18 protein-coding genes and 1 pseudogene are annotated in these 16,588 nt (G+C 51.8%); 8 read left to right on the forward strand and 11 right to left on the reverse strand.

Annotated elements, in window-relative coordinates; all coding sequences use genetic code 11:
* Positions 1-91 precede the first annotated feature (91 nt).
* Both QEN31_RS11415 and QEN31_RS11420 read left to right on the forward strand, forming a co-directional pair.
* Positions 92-667, forward strand: coding sequence for a YceI family protein (locus QEN31_RS11415; protein ID WP_001024311.1), 576 nt, complete (start codon positions 92-94; stop codon positions 665-667).
* An 11-nt stretch (positions 668-678) separates the two neighbouring features.
* Positions 679-1,881: pseudogene (locus QEN31_RS11420) on the forward strand (lactate oxidase).
* Positions 1,882-1,927: 46 nt separating this feature from the next.
* Here QEN31_RS11420 and QEN31_RS11425 read toward each other — a convergent pair.
* The 8 genes from QEN31_RS11425 to QEN31_RS11460 all read right to left on the reverse strand — a co-directional run bounded on the left by QEN31_RS11425 (position 1,928) and on the right by QEN31_RS11460 (position 7,925).
* Positions 1,928-2,365 (reverse strand): aminoglycoside 6'-N-acetyltransferase AAC(6')-Iaa, encoded by a 438-nt coding sequence (locus tag QEN31_RS11425; protein WP_000354865.1) that lies wholly within the window; start codon positions 2,363-2,365, stop codon positions 1,928-1,930.
* Positions 2,365-3,156 carry a DeoR/GlpR family DNA-binding transcription regulator gene (locus tag QEN31_RS11430; protein WP_001670738.1) on the reverse strand — a complete coding sequence of 264 codons (792 nt, stop codon included), beginning with the start codon at positions 3,154-3,156 and terminating at the stop codon, positions 2,365-2,367. The genes QEN31_RS11425 and QEN31_RS11430 overlap by 1 nt, the downstream gene beginning before the upstream one ends.
* A gap of 15 nt (positions 3,157-3,171) precedes the next feature.
* Entirely contained in the window at positions 3,172-3,804 is a 633-nt protein-coding gene (locus tag QEN31_RS11435; protein ID WP_000600616.1) for a ribulose-phosphate 3 epimerase family protein, read from the reverse strand.
* Between the two features lie 11 nt (positions 3,805-3,815).
* Positions 3,816-4,253 carry an SgcA family PTS sugar transporter subunit IIA gene (sgcA, locus tag QEN31_RS11440; protein WP_000606458.1) on the reverse strand — a complete coding sequence of 146 codons (438 nt, stop codon included), beginning with the start codon at positions 4,251-4,253 and terminating at the stop codon, positions 3,816-3,818.
* Positions 4,254-4,384: 131 nt separating this feature from the next.
* Complete coding sequence (gene sgcQ / locus QEN31_RS11445; protein WP_000118615.1) at positions 4,385-5,191, reverse strand: BtpA family protein SgcQ; 807 nt, start codon at positions 5,189-5,191, stop codon at positions 4,385-4,387.
* Between the two features lie 13 nt (positions 5,192-5,204).
* A complete protein-coding gene (sgcC, locus tag QEN31_RS11450; RefSeq protein ID WP_000460835.1) occupies positions 5,205-6,518 on the reverse strand; it encodes a PTS sugar transporter subunit IIC SgcC in 1,314 nt (437 codons plus the stop codon).
* A 10-nt stretch (positions 6,519-6,528) separates the two neighbouring features.
* Positions 6,529-6,810 carry a PTS sugar transporter subunit IIB SgcB gene (gene sgcB, locus QEN31_RS11455; RefSeq protein ID WP_000976132.1) on the reverse strand — a complete coding sequence of 94 codons (282 nt, stop codon included), beginning with the start codon at positions 6,808-6,810 and terminating at the stop codon, positions 6,529-6,531.
* Entirely contained in the window at positions 6,807-7,925 is a 1,119-nt protein-coding gene (locus QEN31_RS11460) for a M42 family metallopeptidase (RefSeq protein ID WP_000144617.1), read from the reverse strand. Before QEN31_RS11460 ends, sgcB begins: the two co-directional genes overlap by 4 nt.
* Before the next feature lie 216 nt (positions 7,926-8,141).
* Between QEN31_RS11460 and rimL the strand changes: the two genes are divergently transcribed.
* Positions 8,142-8,681 (forward strand): 50S ribosomal protein L7/L12-serine acetyltransferase, encoded by a 540-nt coding sequence (gene rimL, locus QEN31_RS11465; RefSeq protein ID WP_000229304.1) that lies wholly within the window; start codon positions 8,142-8,144, stop codon positions 8,679-8,681.
* Here rimL and ydcK read toward each other — a convergent pair.
* Entirely contained in the window at positions 8,678-9,658 is a 981-nt protein-coding gene (ydcK, locus tag QEN31_RS11470; protein ID WP_000170589.1) for a YdcK family protein, read from the reverse strand. The two genes, rimL and ydcK, sit on opposite strands and share 4 nt — an antisense overlap.
* A 106-nt stretch (positions 9,659-9,764) precedes the next feature.
* Here ydcK and tehA point away from each other — a divergent pair, with 106 nt between their 5' ends.
* The 3 genes from tehA (at position 9,765) to QEN31_RS11485 (ending at position 12,185) form a co-directional block, all read left to right on the forward strand.
* The gene (tehA, locus tag QEN31_RS11475) at positions 9,765-10,778 is read left to right on the forward strand and encodes a dicarboxylate transporter/tellurite-resistance protein TehA (RefSeq protein ID WP_001244002.1); all 1,014 of its coding nucleotides are present in this window, start codon (positions 9,765-9,767) and stop codon (positions 10,776-10,778) included.
* On the forward strand, positions 10,765-11,361 hold the full coding sequence (gene tehB, locus QEN31_RS11480; protein ID WP_000218280.1) for a tellurite resistance methyltransferase TehB: 597 nt from the start codon (positions 10,765-10,767) through the stop codon (positions 11,359-11,361). Before tehA ends, tehB begins: the two co-directional genes overlap by 14 nt.
* Before the next feature lie 155 nt (positions 11,362-11,516).
* Entirely contained in the window at positions 11,517-12,185 is a 669-nt protein-coding gene (locus QEN31_RS11485; protein ID WP_001259025.1) for a DUF3313 domain-containing protein, read from the forward strand.
* A gap of 53 nt (positions 12,186-12,238) precedes the next feature.
* On the opposite strand, the gene QEN31_RS11490 is transcribed toward QEN31_RS11485, so the two are convergent.
* Positions 12,239-13,417: a benzoate/H(+) symporter BenE family transporter gene (locus QEN31_RS11490; RefSeq protein ID WP_001238501.1), complete on the reverse strand. Its 1,179-nt coding sequence runs from the start codon at positions 13,415-13,417 to the stop codon at positions 12,239-12,241.
* A 90-nt stretch (positions 13,418-13,507) separates the two neighbouring features.
* Here QEN31_RS11490 and QEN31_RS11495 point away from each other — a divergent pair, with 90 nt between their 5' ends.
* Together QEN31_RS11495 and QEN31_RS11500 are read left to right on the forward strand one after the other, a co-directional pair.
* Positions 13,508-14,044, forward strand: coding sequence for a helix-turn-helix domain-containing protein (locus QEN31_RS11495; RefSeq protein ID WP_000369555.1), 537 nt, complete (start codon positions 13,508-13,510; stop codon positions 14,042-14,044).
* A gap of 78 nt (positions 14,045-14,122) precedes the next feature.
* The gene (locus QEN31_RS11500) at positions 14,123-16,087 is read left to right on the forward strand and encodes a peptidase U32 family protein (protein ID WP_001249762.1); all 1,965 of its coding nucleotides are present in this window, start codon (positions 14,123-14,125) and stop codon (positions 16,085-16,087) included.
* Here the strand turns inward: QEN31_RS11500 and QEN31_RS11505 are convergent, their stop codons facing one another.
* Entirely contained in the window at positions 16,088-16,318 is a 231-nt protein-coding gene (locus QEN31_RS11505; RefSeq protein ID WP_000956438.1) for a DUF2554 family protein, read from the reverse strand.
* Positions 16,319-16,588: the final 270 nt, after the last annotated feature.

Here is a 16,588-nt window from a genome sequence, read left to right on the forward strand (position 1 = left end):
GTTCTATTTTTGCAACAGTCCTTCCTGTTTATCCCTCTCGATCCTGCGTACAGGGGACATTAAGATAGCTTCACCTTATTTAAGATATAAAGTGAATATAATGAAAAAGAGTTTTCTTGGTGCTCTCCTGTCTCTGGGTTTATTAAGTGCTGCTCATGCAGATGTATATAAATTTGATAATACGCATACCAATGCGGTATTTAATATCGATCATTTCCAGACCTCAACCAATCATGGCGGGTTTTATGCTATTAGCGGCGAACTGAAATATCAGCCGGAAAAGCAAGTCGCAGAGATGCGTGTGACGATTCCCGTAAGCGCCTTAAATACCGGGGTGGATGCGTTTGATAACCATATCCGCAGTAGCGATATTCTGGATGCGGAAAAATATCCAGAAATGGTATTTAAATCAACAAAATGGCATTTTGAAGATAATAAACCGGTTTCTATTGACGGTTTGCTAACAATGAAGGGAGTAACGAAGCCCGTCACCTTAACCACCACCAAGTTTGGCTGTTATATGAGCCCGATATTCAAGGCGCAGGTTTGCGGTGGTGATTTTGTCACGCAAATAGATCGCACCCAGTGGGGGATAGATTATCTGGTCGATATGGGGATGACGAAAGTTGTCGATATAAAAATCCAGGCAGAAGCGGTTAAGCAATAAAGGGAATAATGATGAAAACTCATCACCTCATTCGGGTAGTGGCCTCGCTGGCAATGTTGGCAACATCAGGCCTGGCTTATGCTGAAGAGTACAAAGCCAGTACGGACGAAAAAGCAATAAAAATGACGAACGTAGCCTCCCTGGAAGCGCGCGTTCAGGCCAAAATGGAGAAAGGGGCATTTGGTTATATTCGCGGTGGAGCCGAAGATGAGAATAACCTTCGCAGCAACACCGAAAGCTTTGACAAAAAATATATTATGCCGCGCGTATTACAGGGCATTGAGTTAAAAGAGATCGATTTATCAACGTAGCTACTGGGTATTCCGCTTAAAACGCCTATAATCCAGGCACCGATGGCGGCGCAGGGCCTGGCCCACGCCTCCGGAGAGTTGGCGACGGCGAAAGGCATGGCGCAGGTCGGTTCGATTTTCTCGTTGAGCACCTATGGCAACAAGACCATCGAAGAGGTGGCTAACGTTTCCGGGAAAAATCCGTTCTTCTTCCAGCTTTATATGAGTAAGAATAATCAATTTAACGAATTTATTCTTGCACAAGCGGTAAAGCATGGCGCTAAAGCGATTATTCTGACCGTAGATTCGCCTGTCGGTGGTTATCGGGAAGAAGATATTAAAAATAACTTCCAGTTCCCGTTGGGCTTTGCAAACCTGGAAATGTTCGCCAGAAAAAATGACGATGGTTCAAAAACTGGCAAAGGAGCAGGGATAAGTGAAATTTACGCGCAGGCTAAACAAGCCTTTACGCCGGAGGATATTGCCTATGTACATCGTATTTCCGGTCTGCCGGTTATCGTAAAAGGCATTCAGTCGCCGGAGGATGCTGAAATTGCTATCCAGGCCGGGGCCGCAGGAATATGGGTTTCTAACCATGGTGGCCGTCAATTAGACAGCGGGCCGTCCTCATTCGATATGCTTCCTGCGATTGCAAAAGTCGTCAACAAGCGAGTGCCTGTTATTTTTGACAGTGGAGTACGCCGTGGTTCGCACATATTCAAAGCGTTAGCCAGCGGGGCGGATATTGTGGCGGTTGGCCGGCCTGTATTATACGGTCTTAATCTTGGCGGCGCTCAGGGTGTGGCATCAGTGATTGAACAGCTAAACAAAGAGCTGACAATTAACATGATGTTGGGTGGCGCCAGAAATATTGAACAAGTGAAAACGACACGCTTGTTAACTGAAAAAGATCTGCCCCAGTAATATAAAGGTCGGGTACTATACCCGACCTTTTCCTGTATGATTTCCCTCAACAACGCTTTCGGTAGAAAATGACGCGCTCTGTTTCCTCAAATCCTAACGCCTGATGAACTTTCTGGGAAATTGTATTTTCCGGCGAGGTATCGGAGGCCATTTCCCGACACCCTTTATTCGTTCCCCATCGTTGCACCGCTGCAATCAATTGTTTCGCTACGCCGCGTTGACGGAATGAGGGGAGAACAAAAATACCTTCAAGGAAAACCACGGGCGAACTGTCACAGCCATTGACATAATCGTGGCGGATTGAGGCATCCGCAAAGCCAATCGCCACCCCGTCTGCCATCGCAATAAATGATGCCAGATGATCGGCTTGCAGAATTTCTTCGCCGTCCGCCAGATGGGCGTCATCCGGGTGACCAGGCCAGAGCTGTTTTCGCAATCCGCGCCAGTGATCCAGATGGGTTCTGTTCATTTGCCTGATGTCCATTAACGCGCTCCTGATGAGGGGTCTGACATGATGAGACGGCATCCCGCCTGCTGATAACGTCGGGCGATAGCAGACGGGAGCGCACTGTCGCTAAGAATGGTAGTAATACAGGACAGCGTCGCCACCGCATGGGGTTCTACAGTATCAAACTTTGAGTGATCGGCCATCAATATGACCTCGCGTGAGCGCTGAATAATGCGCGTTTTAACGCCCACTTCAAACATGGTAGCGTTGGTGATGCCCGTTTCAATCGACAGCGCATCGCAGGAGATAAAGGCGCGTTCAACGGCAAAGGCGTTAATCATCTCCAGCGCCAGACTCTCGCCCACCGAAAAGTAACCGGGGCGAATCAGTCCGCCGATAATGTAACTCTCTACGTGTGGGAAGCCACCCAGTTCATTAGCGATTTTGATGTCATTGCAAATGACTTTTACTTTGGCGTCGACCAGACATTTTGCCAGTTCCAGACAGGTGGAGCCGGAGTCGAGAAAAAAGCAGTCTCCATCCTTGATGAACGTGCGGGCGAGGGCGGCGATTTCGCGTTTCGCCTCGCTTTGTAACGTTCGCTTAACGTCGAAAACATATTCTTTATCTTCCGTACTGTCGTCGAAGTCAATACAACCATGGCCGCGAACCATACCGGGATAACGGCTGGCAATATAGTGAAAATCCCGGCGCACGGTTGCCTCTGCATAGCCAAAAAGCTCAATAGCTTGCTGTGTTGAGAGGTGCCTGTGTTGCCAAAGGTAATGCAACATCTGTTTGATACGGTCGGGGCGCTGTTGGCTCATCAGCATATGACTCCTTTATAGCGCGGTGAATTGTGACAACGTCACATCATAGTTCGCCGTCGTGAATAACGCCCGGCCAATCACCAGATGCTGTGCGCCTGCGGCGGCAAGCAGCCGTGCGGCGCGAAGTGTAATACCGCCGTCCGCCCAGCATTCCGCAGCAGGGAAATGCTCTCTGCCCTGGCTCACTTTTTCACACATCGCGGCGATAAATTGCTGTCCGCGTCCGTCGGGTTCGCTGGTCATGATCATCAGCGCATCCAGTTGCAATGCCAGATAACGATAAGGCAATAGCGGCGTTGCCGGGTTAAGCGCCAGTCCTGCTTTCGCCCCGATAGCGCGAATATCCGCCAGAATCTCCGGGGGGTTTTGCACGCTTTCGGCATGAATGAAAATCCAGCCGGGGCGGATAGCTGCAAGCCAGGGTAACCAGCGTTGCGGCGATGAGACCATCAGGTGAAATGAGAGCGGATGGCGAGTGTATTGTGCGACCGCCTGAATGGTTTTCATACCGAAGGTAATATTATTGATGAAACTGGTATCTTCGATATCCAGATGCAGCGAGCCGAGAGGCGCATCGTGTAAAGCGGTCAACGCCTCGGCATAGCGCAGCGGATCGGCGGAGGCCAGTGAAGGGTGCAGGATCATCGGAACCTCCATCAGCGCAATGCGGTTAATTGCGCGAAAAGCGCGGCATCATTTGGCGCATCTTGCAACATCGCGACGCTTTCCGGCGAGTCGAGCCACTGGCTGATGCGTTGAATGGTGCGAATATGTGCTTCGGCATCCGTGGCGCTGGCGCAAAGCAACAGCCAGATGGGATCGCAATCCGCATTGCCGAAAGCGACCGGCGTTGATAGCGTAGTGACGCTGATTTGATTATGGTTGGCGCCTTGCTCTGGTCTGGCATGGGGCAGCGCAATCCCCGGCGCGATAAGATAATATGGCCCCCATTTAAGGGTGTTCTCAATAATACCGTCCAGGTAGCAGGGGGCCGCCGCGCCGAACGTAATCAGCGGACGAACGGCGATATCCAGCGCGTGTCGCCAGTCGCTGGCATGGCGTTGCGCCTGAACCCACTTAACATCATTAATCATCGATCGTTGACTCCTTGCCGGTTCGGGTTACTCTGGAACCGATCCCCGGCGTGTCTTTTGGCGAAGGCGACGGAGATCGGCAGAAGAGTTATCGCTCTCTGCAGGGGATAAGCGTTTTGCTTATCCCCATTTTATTGTCGGATATGGCGTACTTTCTCCATAAACTTCGCCACGCGCGCCTGGTCGACAAAGTTGGCGAAGACGCCGTCTTTTTTAAACGTGGTTGCCGTTACGCATCCGTCGGCAATGCAGAGCTGCTCCTCGACGTTTTCCAGACACACCCCGGTATTCGCCAGCACGACCGTGTCGGGGACGGTCTCTTTTACTCGCTTCAGTATGGCGCTATCCGTGCGAGCGCCCGCCGTCAGCCCCGAGACGCACAGGGCATCGGGGTTATTGTTAAATACGGTCGATTTCGCAATTGAACAGACATCGCGGTTTCCCAGATACACCGCCGCTTCCGGAACGATGTTAAACAACGTTTTCACGTGGCCTGCGCCGATGCGATGCTGATGGCGAATGGTTTCGCCGACATTCGTATCCCAGACGCCAAAATCGCTGGCGTAAGCGCCGGTGAAAATTTCGCGGATAAATTTTGCGTCGGTCGCCATCGCCAAATCAAACGAGGCCACAGGGTCCCACAACACGTTTACCCCAAACGGTACGCGGATTTCACTCATTAACTGACCGATGATTCTTGCCATCGCGGCGGTCGTTTCCGGTCTGACTTTCGTTAAATAAGGCAGACTAAATTCGTTGGAGAACATCACCGCATCCACGCCGCCATTTTGTAGCGCCATTAAATCGTCATGGGCGCGGTCAATTACCCAGTTCATGCCTTTCCTGGTATCGAACCCGGGATCGCCCGGCAACGCCCGTAAATGGCACATGGCGATAACGGCTTTTTCTGTTCCTATTACCTCTTTTAGCCAACTCATTCTGGGTTGCTCCTTATTCCGGTAGTTCACGTTTACGTAAGACAAGTATGATGCTGGCGACAATGCCGACCACAATAACCACGCCAATCATGCCCAGCGACATCAATTCAGATATTGACCAGCCAAACATATTTCCCACCGACAGCGCGGTAATTTGCGCGTTTTCAGCGGCGAAGCTAAAGCCGCCTTTGAGCGCCATATCGGTAAAGTACGGTGCGAACTGGGTGGCGATCAGCAGAACGGTAATCATGACAATGATGCCGCTGAGCAGAGTACGAATCAGATCGCCGCGATGAATAACCGTGGCCATGCAGATAAAAAACGGCGCAACCGGTAAATCAGCCAGCGGCAGGACTTTATTGCCCGGCAGTATGCTCGCCAGAATTAACATGATGGGAATTAACAGCAGTCCAACCGCGATGGTGGTCGGGTGGCCTAACGTCACTGCGGTATCCAGACCGATAAAGACTTCGCGCCCTTTAAAGTGTTTCTGGAAGAACTTACGCGCGCCGTCGGAAATGGGCATTAATCCCTCAACGATAAGGCGAATCATGCGCGGAAACAGCACCATAATCGCCGCCACGGTAATCATTAAGGTTGCGCACCCTTTAAAGCCTTCGCCTGCGGCAAGTCCGAAGATCAGCCCGAGAACAACGCCAATGATCACCGGGTCGCCAACCATCCCATACCGTTTTTGGATCTCCTGAGCATCAATATTGCGTCCTTTCATAAACGGTATTTTTTCGTATATCGCATCCAGCAATACGAACAACGGCACGGAACTGGAGCCATACCCTTGCGGAATAGAAATCCCTTCCAGACCCACAATGTTCTGTACCCGTTTCGCCGTCCAGTCGGCCATTTTCAACGACAAGGCGGCGTGGCAAATCGCGCCCAGTACGCCATAAATCAGACTGCCGGTCATCAACTGGACGACCGTTCCGGTAATGGCGTAGTGCCAGTAGTTATAAATATCAACGTTCATGGTTTTGGTCAGACGAGTCACCAGCATACCGACGTTGAGCAGAAAGATAACGGGAATGATCATCGCGCCGATGGCCGTCGCATAGCCGACGCCGGATGCGGGCCCGGCGCCGACGTCAAACACATGCAGCGTCAGGCCAAAACGCTCAATCATCACTTTAATCGGCGGACTGAGACTGTCGATCGCCATGACGATCACCAACCCCATGCCGACAAAACCGATGCCGACCGTCACCCCGGCTTTCACTGCCTGCAGCCAGGGAATACGAAAGATTAAGCCGATGATAATCATAATGATGGGCACAAAAACGGTGCCGCCGAGAGACAGGATGTAATCAAACATAATGCCCCCTTTATTGTGTTAACAGCGCCTTGATTTCTTGTTTTAATGCGTCGTCGTTGATGCCTGTCAGCAGGGCGGCGCCGTTGAGCGTCGGGATGCCATAGTCACTGTGCGTACGCATGGACGTTACGATGAGATCCATACCGTTACAGTTCAACGGGATCTCATTCAGACAACATTGCGCCGTGGTTGCCGCAATGCCTTGCTCCGCAAGAAAGTCCTGCAGTTTTTGTGCAATCATGGTTGATGTCGACATGCCGGTACCACATGCCACAAGGATCTTTTTCATCATGGTCGTGCCTCTTGTGTAGCGCCTGTTTCAGGCTCAATGGGAAACTGTTCTGGCGACATGTTGGCCAGCGCAGTCAGTAAACGGATACAATCAGCCAGGTCGCGCAGGCTGGCGACTTCGGCTGGCGAGTGGGTATAGCGGCAGGGAATAGAAAGACTGGCGCAGGGAATACCGTCCAGTTCAACCTGAATGTAGCCGGTTTCGGTGATGACGCCTGGCGCGACTTCACGCTGTACGGGAATATTATTTTCGTGCGCGGTGGTCTCCAGCATCCGCAGCAAACGCGGCGGCGTAATCAGTCCCGCCAACGTACCGCGTCCGTGATAGTTCAGACAGGTGATGCCGACGCCGTGGTTGACCCGCACATCTGAGTAATCCTGCAGGTCAGGCGTGTCGCAGGAGGGGGTGATATCAATACCAATCGCCAGGTCGGGGCGCACGCGTCGTAAAACGGGAATAATGCCGCGAATATTGAACTCTTCCTGTACCGACGCGACCAGGAATACCGCGATATCAAGCGGTGTGGAGGCGAGGGCCTCGGCGACGCCCAGTAGCGCCGTACACCCCAGCCTGTCATCCAGCGCCTTACTGCATACCAGGTCGTTGCCCAGACAGTGCGGCGGGTTGTAAAGGGTTACTGGCGTCCCCACCTGAATACCCATTCGTTCGGCATCCGCTTTATCTTTTGCGCCGATATCAATCCAGAGTTTATCGAGCGCGGGTGGCTGGGTGCGCTCGTCACCCTTCGCGAAGTGATATGCTTTAATACCGATACAGCCCATGATATCGCCTGAACGTCCGGCAAGCGTCACAATCGAACCGGGCATAGTAATTTGCGCCGGGCCGCCTACGCGTTCAAAACGTAAAAAACCGGAGGGTTCGATCTTGCGTACCATAAAACCCACTTCATCCATATGCGCAAAAATCATCAGGCGAAGCGCGTCGGGTTTATCGCTGCCATAACGGGCGACGACATTGCCTAAGCGATCCCGCCAGACGTCTTTGGCCTGCTGTTCAAACGCGTGCTGCATAACGTTTGCAATACTGTTTTCATGTCCTGAAATCCCGTTTAGCCGCAGTAAAGAAAAAAGCGTTTCCTGCACAGAAAAGGTCATTGGCGTCTCCGTGGTGATAAAACAATCAGTCGTTGAGCGTTTTATAGGCGGAGAATGGTTGGATAAGTGTGAAATGTGTCACGCGGAAATACGCTAAATATGGCCAATAAAAAATAATGTGATGGCGATACAATAAAAACGCTCATATCACCTGCGGGTTATCGGTAAACCAGGCTATTTATGTGATCACGACCAACAACGAAGAAGGGCAACGCGATGGTGGAAATTATTCCTGTTAGCACGACGCTGGAACTGCGAGCGGCAGATGAAAGTCATGTTCCGGCGCTGCACCAACTGGTACTCAAAAACAAAGCGTGGCTACAACAGTCGCTCGACTGGCCGCAATATGTCACGTCGCAGGAGGAAACGCGTAAGCATGTGCAGGGTAATATACTGTTGCACCAGCGTGGTTACGCCAAAATGTACCTGATTTTCTGCCAGAATGAGATGGCAGGCGTACTCTCATTTAATGCCATCGAACCGATAAACAAAGCCGCCTATATCGGTTACTGGCTGGATGAGTCCTTCCAGGGACAAGGGATAATGTCGCAATCATTACAGGCGCTGATGACACATTATGCCCGGCGCGGCGATATTCGGCGCTTCGTCATTAAATGCCGCGTTGATAATCAGGCCAGTAACGCAGTCGCACGGCGCAACCATTTTACGCTGGAGGGCTGTATGAAGCAGGCGGAGTATCTTAACGGCGACTATCACGACGTTAATATGTATGCCCGCATTATTGATGCGGATTAAAGGGAACCGACTAAGGGGGTACGCGTAATACGATCCTCGCCATTGATCACTTTTGGGCCGCGCAGGTGAATAGTATTGCCGTCAAAGGCTATAACCGTCGCCCGTCCGCTAATCTCGACCTGGTGCTCAATCAGAATTTCGCCCTGTATACAGGCCTGGCCTTCAATCAGCACGCGGTCGTCCAGTAAAATCGGGCCTCCGCGTATCTCAGCATGTCCGCCTACCAGCACATGATGTTTTAACACACAGTTGCCTTCGATTAACGCATGTTCCGCTACCTGCGAGCTGTAGCGAAGGGTAGGGATAGCATCTTCCTCTGTGCCGGCGATAACCCGCGCATGGCCATAGACTTTGGCGCAGTCACAGATCCAGACATTATTGTCTTTGTTGCCTTCGATGAGCGCGAAATCAAAGACCTCCGCCCGGTGCTCAATAAAAGCGAGAGTGATAGTGGCGTCGCCATAAAGCTGTACCTGATGGACAATCCGCGAATGGTTCACGGTGGCGCGATCGTAAATTTGTAAAATCTGCGCATGTTCATGCGTTAGTCCCTGAACGGCGAGAATTTCTGACTGGTTTAACACGCGGGCATCGCCATAAATCGCACACTCTCCGCGCACGGAAGAGGACTGAATGGTGACGTTGTCACTTATCCGCGCGCCATCGCTGATATCAGAGCGATCAATCCAGACGTTATCGCCTATTCGCACGTTATTGTAGAGCGAGCACGGCTGCGTGATACGCGCGTTACCCGTAATTTCCGTGCCCGCAAAGGCCATCGCGTTTTCATCATAAATCCAGCAATCCCCCTGTTGTGACAGCACATTACCGGCATCAACCCAGCCGCCGGAGGTTCCGGCTTTAACATCGTTAAAATCCGTTACGGCAATAACTTGTCGTAATAAGACGCTTTTCTTCTCACCGTCTACCTGATAAGTAAAAGCACGAGGTTCTTCACTCAGTCGATATTTGGTCATAGGGAAATTCCGTGTGAACGATTAAGATAACCGTAGCAAAGGTACTGGCGAAACAACCAGAAATTCCATAAAATGCATTTCAAATATACTTTATAAATTAAACAAAATGCGTAATCACAAGCAGAGCGATCGCGTGCTCAATCTGCCTGCGGGCTATTTTGGCATCGTCCTTGGCACTATCGGTATGGGATTCGCCTGGCGTTATGCCAGCCAGATATGGGGAATAAGCCACTGGCCCGGCGACATCATGGTGATCCTGGCGATGATTATTTGGGCACTCTTGACCCTGGCGTTCCTTAGCCGTCTGGTGCGCTTTCCCCATAGCGTGATGGCTGAAGTGCGACATCCGGTAATGAGCAGTTTTGTCAGCCTGTTTCCCGCCACCACGATGCTGGTCGCGATCGGTTTCGTTCCCTGGTATCGCCCGTTGGCCGTTGCGCTATTCAGCGTGGGGGTCGTCATACAACTGGCGTATGCCGCCTGGCAGACGGCGGGACTTTGGCGCGGAGCGCATCCGGAAGAAGCGACAACCCCAGGACTTTATCTGCCCACGGTAGCGAATAATTTTATCAGCGCTATGGCCTGTGGAGCGCTCGGTTACAATGATGCCGGACTGGTGTTTTTAGGCGCAGGCGTCTTTTCGTGGTTAAGTCTGGAGCCGGTTATTTTGCAGCGACTGCGTAGCTGCGGCGAATTACCGGCGGTGCTGCGTACGTCGCTGGGTATCCAACTGGCGCCCGCGCTGGTCGCCTGTAGCGCCTGGCTGAGCGTCAATGGCGGGGAGGGCGACACGCTGGCGAAAATGCTATTCGGCTACGGTCTGTTACAGCTTTTATTTATGCTGCGATTAATGCCCTGGTATTTATCACAACCGTTTAATGCTTCCTTCTGGAGTTTTTCGTTCGGCGTTTCCGCGCTGGCGACCACGGGGTTACATCTTGGTCACGGTAGTGAATCAGGGCTTTTCCATATTCTGGCCGTCCCGCTGTTTATTTTCACTAACGCTATTATCGCTTTATTGCTGGTTCGTACATTTCTATTGCTGGTGCAGGGGACGTTGCTTATTCGCACTGAGCGCGCTGCACTGTTGAAAACGGAGGAAAAAAATGACCGTTCGTGACGAAAATTACTTTACTGAGAAATACGGTTTAACCCGCACGCATTCGGATGTGCTGGCGGCGGCAAAGGTTGTCGCGCCAGGCCGAACGCTGGATTTAGGATGTGGCAATGGCCGTAATAGTCTGTATCTGGCCGCGAACGGTTATGACGTTACCGCGTGGGATAAAAATCCGGCCAGTATGGCTAACCTTGAGCGTATTAAAGCGGCAGAAGGGCTGGATAATCTGCAAACCGACCTTGTCGATCTGAATACATTGACCTTTGACGGCGAATACGATTTTATTCTCTCGACGGTGGTTATGATGTTTCTTGAGGCGCAAACCATTCCCGGTTTAATTGCCAATATGCAACGCTGCACAAAACCCGGCGGGTATAATTTGATTGTTGCGGCAATGGATACGCCGGACTTTCCCTGTACGGTGGGATTCCCGTTCGCTTTTAAAGAAGGCGAATTACGCCGCTATTACGAAGGATGGGACATGCTGAAATACAACGAAGATGTCGGCGAGCTTCACCGCACGGACGAAAATGGCAACCGTATCAAACTGCGCTTTGCTACGATGCTGGCGAGAAAAACGGCCTGAGCGATGCAAGTTCTGTAAGTCTCGCTGCGTTCGGCATTTTTTTGTCGGGCGCCGCGTTCAAATTGTGCTGTCGTTACCATTTTTAGTGCATCCAGAATGATTTCGTTTTGCTATTATTTCCTTTGCATCATTGCGAAGACTAAAGGGATCGTTTCATGCGTACTCATACTTTATTTAAAGTTGCAGTGCTTACTGGCTTGCTGGCGTTATCCGGCTGTGCGTCTAAAGTCACACAGCCGGATAAGTATTCTGGATTCTTAAAAAATTATTCGGACCTGCAGGAAACTACCTCCGCCACGGGGAAACCGGTGTTGCGCTGGGTAGATCCACATTTCAATGACTCTAACTATGACAGTATTGTTTACAATCCGATAACATACTATCCCGTCCCCAAACCAACGACCCAGGTCGGGCAGCAAGTTCTTGATAAACTGCTGGCTTATACGAACACTAAAGTAAAATCAGCAATTGAACAGCGCAAACCGCTGGTCACGACGCCAGGGCCGCGCAGTTTGATTTTCCGCGGGGCGATTACGGGCGTGGATACCAGCAAAGAAGGGCTGCAATTCTATGAGGTGATCCCTGTAGCGCTGATTGTGGCGGGCACGCAAATGGCGACGGGCCACCGGACCATGGATACCCACCTCTATTTTGAAGGTGAGCTGATAGATGCCGCGACCAACAAGCCGGTCGTCAAGGTAGTACGCCAGGGTGAAGGTAAAGACCTGAGCAATTCCAGTACGCCAATGGCGTTTGAGACGTTGAAACAGGTCGTGGATGATATGGCGACGGATACCTCTATGTTTGACGTTAATAAAAAATAATTCTGCGGCGCCATCGCAAGATGGCGCAAACCCCGGCAGATTAGCGGCCACCATCAGCCAGACAACGATGGGCGGCGCGTTCTCGTTAATACTGCGTAGCCTATTCCGCCAGCGATCAACCCCCAGAATGCCGATCCGATGCCCATCAGCGTTAGCCCGCTGGCGGTGACGAGAAATGCGATAACTGCCGCGTCACGCTCACTTTCGTGAGTAAGCGCCTGATACAGGCTACCGCTAATCGTACTTAACAGTGCCAGACCAGCCAGCATTTGCACCCAGCTAACCGGCAGGGCGACCATCAGCGCGGTTATCGAACCGCCAAACCACCCGGCAAGTAAATAAAAAACGCCTGCGGCGGCGGCCGCTAACCAGCGACGCGTTGGATCGGGGTGCGCGTCCGGGCTTTGACAAATGGCGGCTGTAATGGCGGCAATGCAGATAGAATAAACGCCAAATGGCGAAAGCAGCAGCGCCAGCAACCCGGTAAAAATCATTAACGGAGAGACAGGAAGCTGATAGCCAGACGCCTTCATTGTGGCGACGCCGGGGGCGTTTTGCGATGCCATCGTCACCAGGAAGAGCGGTACCGCGACGCTCAGGCTTTGAGCGAATGAAAAGTGGGGGGGAACGAAGGTGGGCCACACCGGCGCGAAATGAATACCGCTCATCGCCACCTTACCCTGGATGAGCGCCACCGTTATTCCCATTACCATGGCAGCAATAACGGCATAGCGGGGCGCGAATACTTTAAAGAGTAGCCACGCCAATAGCATACCGCCGCACATGACAAACTCTCCGTTGAGCGTCCCGAACGCCTGCAGGCCGAAGCGTAGCAGTATTCCCGCCAGCATTGCGGCGGCAAGAGAATGGGGGATTATCCGCATCAAACGCGCAAACAATCCCGTGACGCCGCACAGCACAATCAGGGCATTGGCGACAATGAATATGCCCACGGCGTCTGGCAACGATAATCCCTGAAGCCCTGTTACCAACAGAGCGGCGCCAGGCGTTGACCAGGCGGTTAAAACCGGCGCACGATACCACAAGGTTAACGTTAGTGTGCTTATGCCCATGGCTATACCGAGGGCGGTCATCCAGCCGGCGATCTCTGCGGGTGTTGCGCCAGCGGCAAGCGCCGCCTGCCAGATAATGGCGGCGGAACTCGCATAGCCGACCAGAACGGCGACCAGACCAGATAATACAGTAGGTAACGGCAGTGATAACAGACGCATGATCGCCTCTTGTGCGTTATAACGGTCAGTCAATGTAGCATTGTGCGTTATAGCGTACAAGTGATACGCTATGGCCTTACAGGGGGGAAAATGGATAACCTGACACACTATCTGGCGACCACGTTAAGAACGTTACGCCATCAGCGAGGCTGGAGTTTATCGCGTCTGGCGGAGATCTCCGGCGTCTCAAAAGCCATGTTGGGGCAGATAGAGCGTAATGAATCCAGTCCGACAGTCGCAACGCTGTGGAAAATTGCGACGGGCCTGAACGTTCCATTCTCAGTGTTTATTTCGCCGCCGCAGGCCGAATTTCCTCCGACCTTCGATCCCCAGCAGCAAGCGATGGTAATCACACCGTTGTTTCCATGGGATCCTGAACTCTGTTTTGACTATTTTTCCCTATTGCTGGCGCCTGGCACGGTCAGCGAATCAACGCCGCATAAAGCCGGCGTTATCGAACATGTGGTGGTGATTCAGGGTCGGCTGGACATGTGTACTGGTGGGGTATGGCAAACCATAGACGCCGGTAAAGGTTTGCGTTTTGCCGGCGATACGGCGCATACCTATCGCAACAGCAGTGACCAGACGGTTCATTTTCACTCGCTGATCCATTACCCACGTGATTAAGCGGGAAAACTATTTCGTTAGTTTGCGCTTCTGACTACAATAGCCGCCATTTCGCTTCTATTGGATAAGAACGACTGTATGCGCCAGCAACCTCACTATCTCGAATTGTTAAGTCCGGCCCGTGACGCCGCAATTGCTCGCGAAGCGATTTTGCATGGCGCAGATGCCGTCTACATCGGCGGACCCGGTTTTGGCGCACGTCATAACGCCAGTAACAGTCTGCGCGATATCGCCGATCTGGTTCCGTTTGCTCACCGTTACGGCGCCAGGATTTTTGTCACGCTGAATACTATTCTGCATGATGATGAGCTGGAGCCCGCGCAGCGGTTAATCACCGATTTGTACAACACCGGGGTGGATGCGCTGATTGTGCAGGATATGGGCATTCTGGAACTGGATATCCCGCCGATTGAGCTTCACGCCAGTACACAGTGTGATATTCGCAGCGTGGAAAAAGCGAAGTTTCTTGCCGATGTCGGTTTTTCACAGATTGTACTGGCGCGCGAGCTTAATTTGAGTCAGATAGCGGCTATTCATCAGGCTACTGACGCCACGATTGAGTTCTTCATTCATGGCGCGCTGTGTGTCGCTTATTCTGGGCAGTGTTATATCTCTCATGCGCAAACCGGGCGCAGCGCCAATCGGGGCGACTGTTCGCAAGCCTGTCGCTTACCGTATACGTTAAAAGACGATCAGGGGCGGGTGGTCTCTTACGAAAAACATTTGCTATCGATGAAAGATAACGACCAAACGGCTAACCTCGGCGCGTTGATCGATGCAGGCGTACGTTCCTTCAAGATTGAAGGGCGCTATAAAGACATGAGCTATGTCAAAAACATCACCGCGCATTATCGTCAGATGCTGGACGCGATTATCGAGCAACGTGGCGATCTGGCGCGTGCGTCGGTTGGTCGGACCGAACACTTTTTTGTTCCCTCCACGGAGAAAACCTTCCATCGCGGCAGCACCGACTATTTTGTTAACGCGCGTAAAGGCGATATTGGCGCATTTGATTCACCAAAATTTATTGGCTTGCCGGTAGGCGAGGTGCTGAATGTGGCGAAGGATTATCTCGACGTAGAAGCGACGGAGCCGTTGGCGAATGGCGATGGTCTGAACGTGTTGATTAAGCGTGAGGTGGTGGGTTTTCGCGCCAATACGGTGGAGAAAACCGGTCATAACCGCTACCGCGTTTGGCCAAATGATATGCCTGCCGACCTGCATAAAGTCCGTCCGCATCATCCGTTGAATCGTAATCTGGATCATAACTGGCAGCAAGCGCTGACAAAAACCTCCAGTGAGCGCCGTGTGGCGGTTGATATCATGTTGGGCAGCTGGCAGGAACAGCTTATTCTGACGCTGACCAGTGAAGACGGTGTCTGCATCACGCATACGCTTGACGGGGTATTTGAGGAAGCCAACAACTCTGAAAAAGCGTTGAATAACCTAAAAGCCGGACTGGCGAAGCTGGGACAGACGCCTTACTACGTGCGTGATATGCAGGTGACATTACCGGCGGCGTTGTTCGTGCCAAATAGCCTGCTCAATCAGTTCCGTCGGGAGGCGATTGATATGCTTGACGCGGCGCGGCTGGCCCATTATCAACGAGGTCGTCGGAAACCCGTGGCGCAGCCTGCGCCGGTCTACCCGCAAACGCATCTCAGCTTTCTCGCTAATGTCTACAACCACAAAGCGCGGGAATTTTATCACCGTTACGGCGTACAATTGATTGATGCGGCCTATGAGGCGCATCAGGAGAAGGGCGAGGTACCGGTCATGATCACCAAACACTGCCTGCGTTTTGCGTTCAACCTTTGTCCAAAGCAGGCGAAAGGAAATATTAAGAGCTGGAAAGCCACGCCGATGCAGTTGGTGCATGGCGATGAGGTACTGACGCTAAAATTCGACTGCCGCCCTTGCGAAATGCATGTCATTGGCAAAATTAAAAACCACATCTTAAAAATGCCCCAGCCCGGCAGCGTTGTCGCTTCAGTGAGCCCTGAAGCGCTGATGAAAACGCTGCCGAAGCGCAGGGGCGTTTAATTAACGAAAATAGCTTTCTGGTTTGCGCGATTTCTGCCAGTTGTGGTGCTCGCGCAAGCCTTCCGCGGATTCTTCCGCTGCCGCCCGTAATTCATCGCTGTCGGCTTCGTGTCTAAGCTGGTGCCCTCCCGTCGCAAACCATACGAATGCGTGGTCTTGCTGTTTCGCCAGTAACTGGCCTGAAAACAGCGCACAGGTCAGTAAAACTACTGATAACGTTTTTGTAAGCATCATGCCACCTTCCAGTTACGTCGTGAGGCTATGATGCCAATAATTTCTTTGAGTTATTATTCCACACTTCAAATTAGCGAAAACGGTTTGTCAATAAGTGCGATAAGTTGTATGAGAAAATATACTTATACTCAGTATGTCAATTATAAAAATAACGAGCCAATTCGTTCCATAGTAAATCCATTATTCCCTGGGAGTATATATTTAAAGTTATTGTATTAGATGGTTTTGGTATTGCCAGGGGATTGTAAATCCATACTATTTATGGTG

It is taken from the genome of Salmonella sp. SA15303 (assembly GCF_029962125.1).
GTDB classification, from domain to species: domain Bacteria; phylum Pseudomonadota; class Gammaproteobacteria; order Enterobacterales; family Enterobacteriaceae; genus Salmonella; species Salmonella enterica.

What these genes read in the sequence shown, in the direction of transcription:
- QEN31_RS11425 (WP_000354865.1), bottom strand. Translation starts at nt 2,365, where the DNA reads ATGGACATCAGGCAAATGAACAGAACCCATCTGGATCACTGGCGCGGA.
- QEN31_RS11430 (WP_001670738.1), bottom strand. Translation starts at nt 3,156, where the DNA reads ATGAGCCAACAGCGCCCCGACCGTATCAAACAGATGTTGCATTACCTT.
- QEN31_RS11435 (WP_000600616.1), bottom strand. Translation starts at nt 3,804, where the DNA reads ATGATCCTGCACCCTTCACTGGCCTCCGCCGATCCGCTGCGCTATGCC.
- sgcA (WP_000606458.1), bottom strand. Translation starts at nt 4,253, where the DNA reads ATGATTAATGATGTTAAGTGGGTTCAGGCGCAACGCCATGCCAGCGAC.
- sgcQ (WP_000118615.1), bottom strand. Translation starts at nt 5,191, where the DNA reads ATGAGTTGGCTAAAAGAGGTAATAGGAACAGAAAAAGCCGTTATCGCC.
- sgcC (WP_000460835.1), bottom strand. Translation starts at nt 6,518, where the DNA reads ATGTTTGATTACATCCTGTCTCTCGGCGGCACCGTTTTTGTGCCCATC.
- sgcB (WP_000976132.1), bottom strand. Translation starts at nt 6,810, where the DNA reads ATGATGAAAAAGATCCTTGTGGCATGTGGTACCGGCATGTCGACATCA.
- QEN31_RS11460 (WP_000144617.1), bottom strand. Translation starts at nt 7,925, where the DNA reads ATGACCTTTTCTGTGCAGGAAACGCTTTTTTCTTTACTGCGGCTAAAC.
- rimL (WP_000229304.1), top strand. Translation starts at nt 8,142, where the DNA reads ATGGTGGAAATTATTCCTGTTAGCACGACGCTGGAACTGCGAGCGGCA.
- ydcK (WP_000170589.1), bottom strand. Translation starts at nt 9,658, where the DNA reads ATGACCAAATATCGACTGAGTGAAGAACCTCGTGCTTTTACTTATCAG.
- tehA (WP_001244002.1), top strand. Translation starts at nt 9,765, where the DNA reads ATGCGTAATCACAAGCAGAGCGATCGCGTGCTCAATCTGCCTGCGGGC.
- tehB (WP_000218280.1), top strand. Translation starts at nt 10,765, where the DNA reads ATGACCGTTCGTGACGAAAATTACTTTACTGAGAAATACGGTTTAACC.
- QEN31_RS11485 (WP_001259025.1), top strand. Translation starts at nt 11,517, where the DNA reads ATGCGTACTCATACTTTATTTAAAGTTGCAGTGCTTACTGGCTTGCTG.
- QEN31_RS11490 (WP_001238501.1), bottom strand. Translation starts at nt 13,417, where the DNA reads ATGCGTCTGTTATCACTGCCGTTACCTACTGTATTATCTGGTCTGGTC.
- QEN31_RS11495 (WP_000369555.1), top strand. Translation starts at nt 13,508, where the DNA reads ATGGATAACCTGACACACTATCTGGCGACCACGTTAAGAACGTTACGC.
- QEN31_RS11500 (WP_001249762.1), top strand. Translation starts at nt 14,123, where the DNA reads ATGCGCCAGCAACCTCACTATCTCGAATTGTTAAGTCCGGCCCGTGAC.
- QEN31_RS11505 (WP_000956438.1), bottom strand. Translation starts at nt 16,318, where the DNA reads ATGCTTACAAAAACGTTATCAGTAGTTTTACTGACCTGTGCGCTGTTT.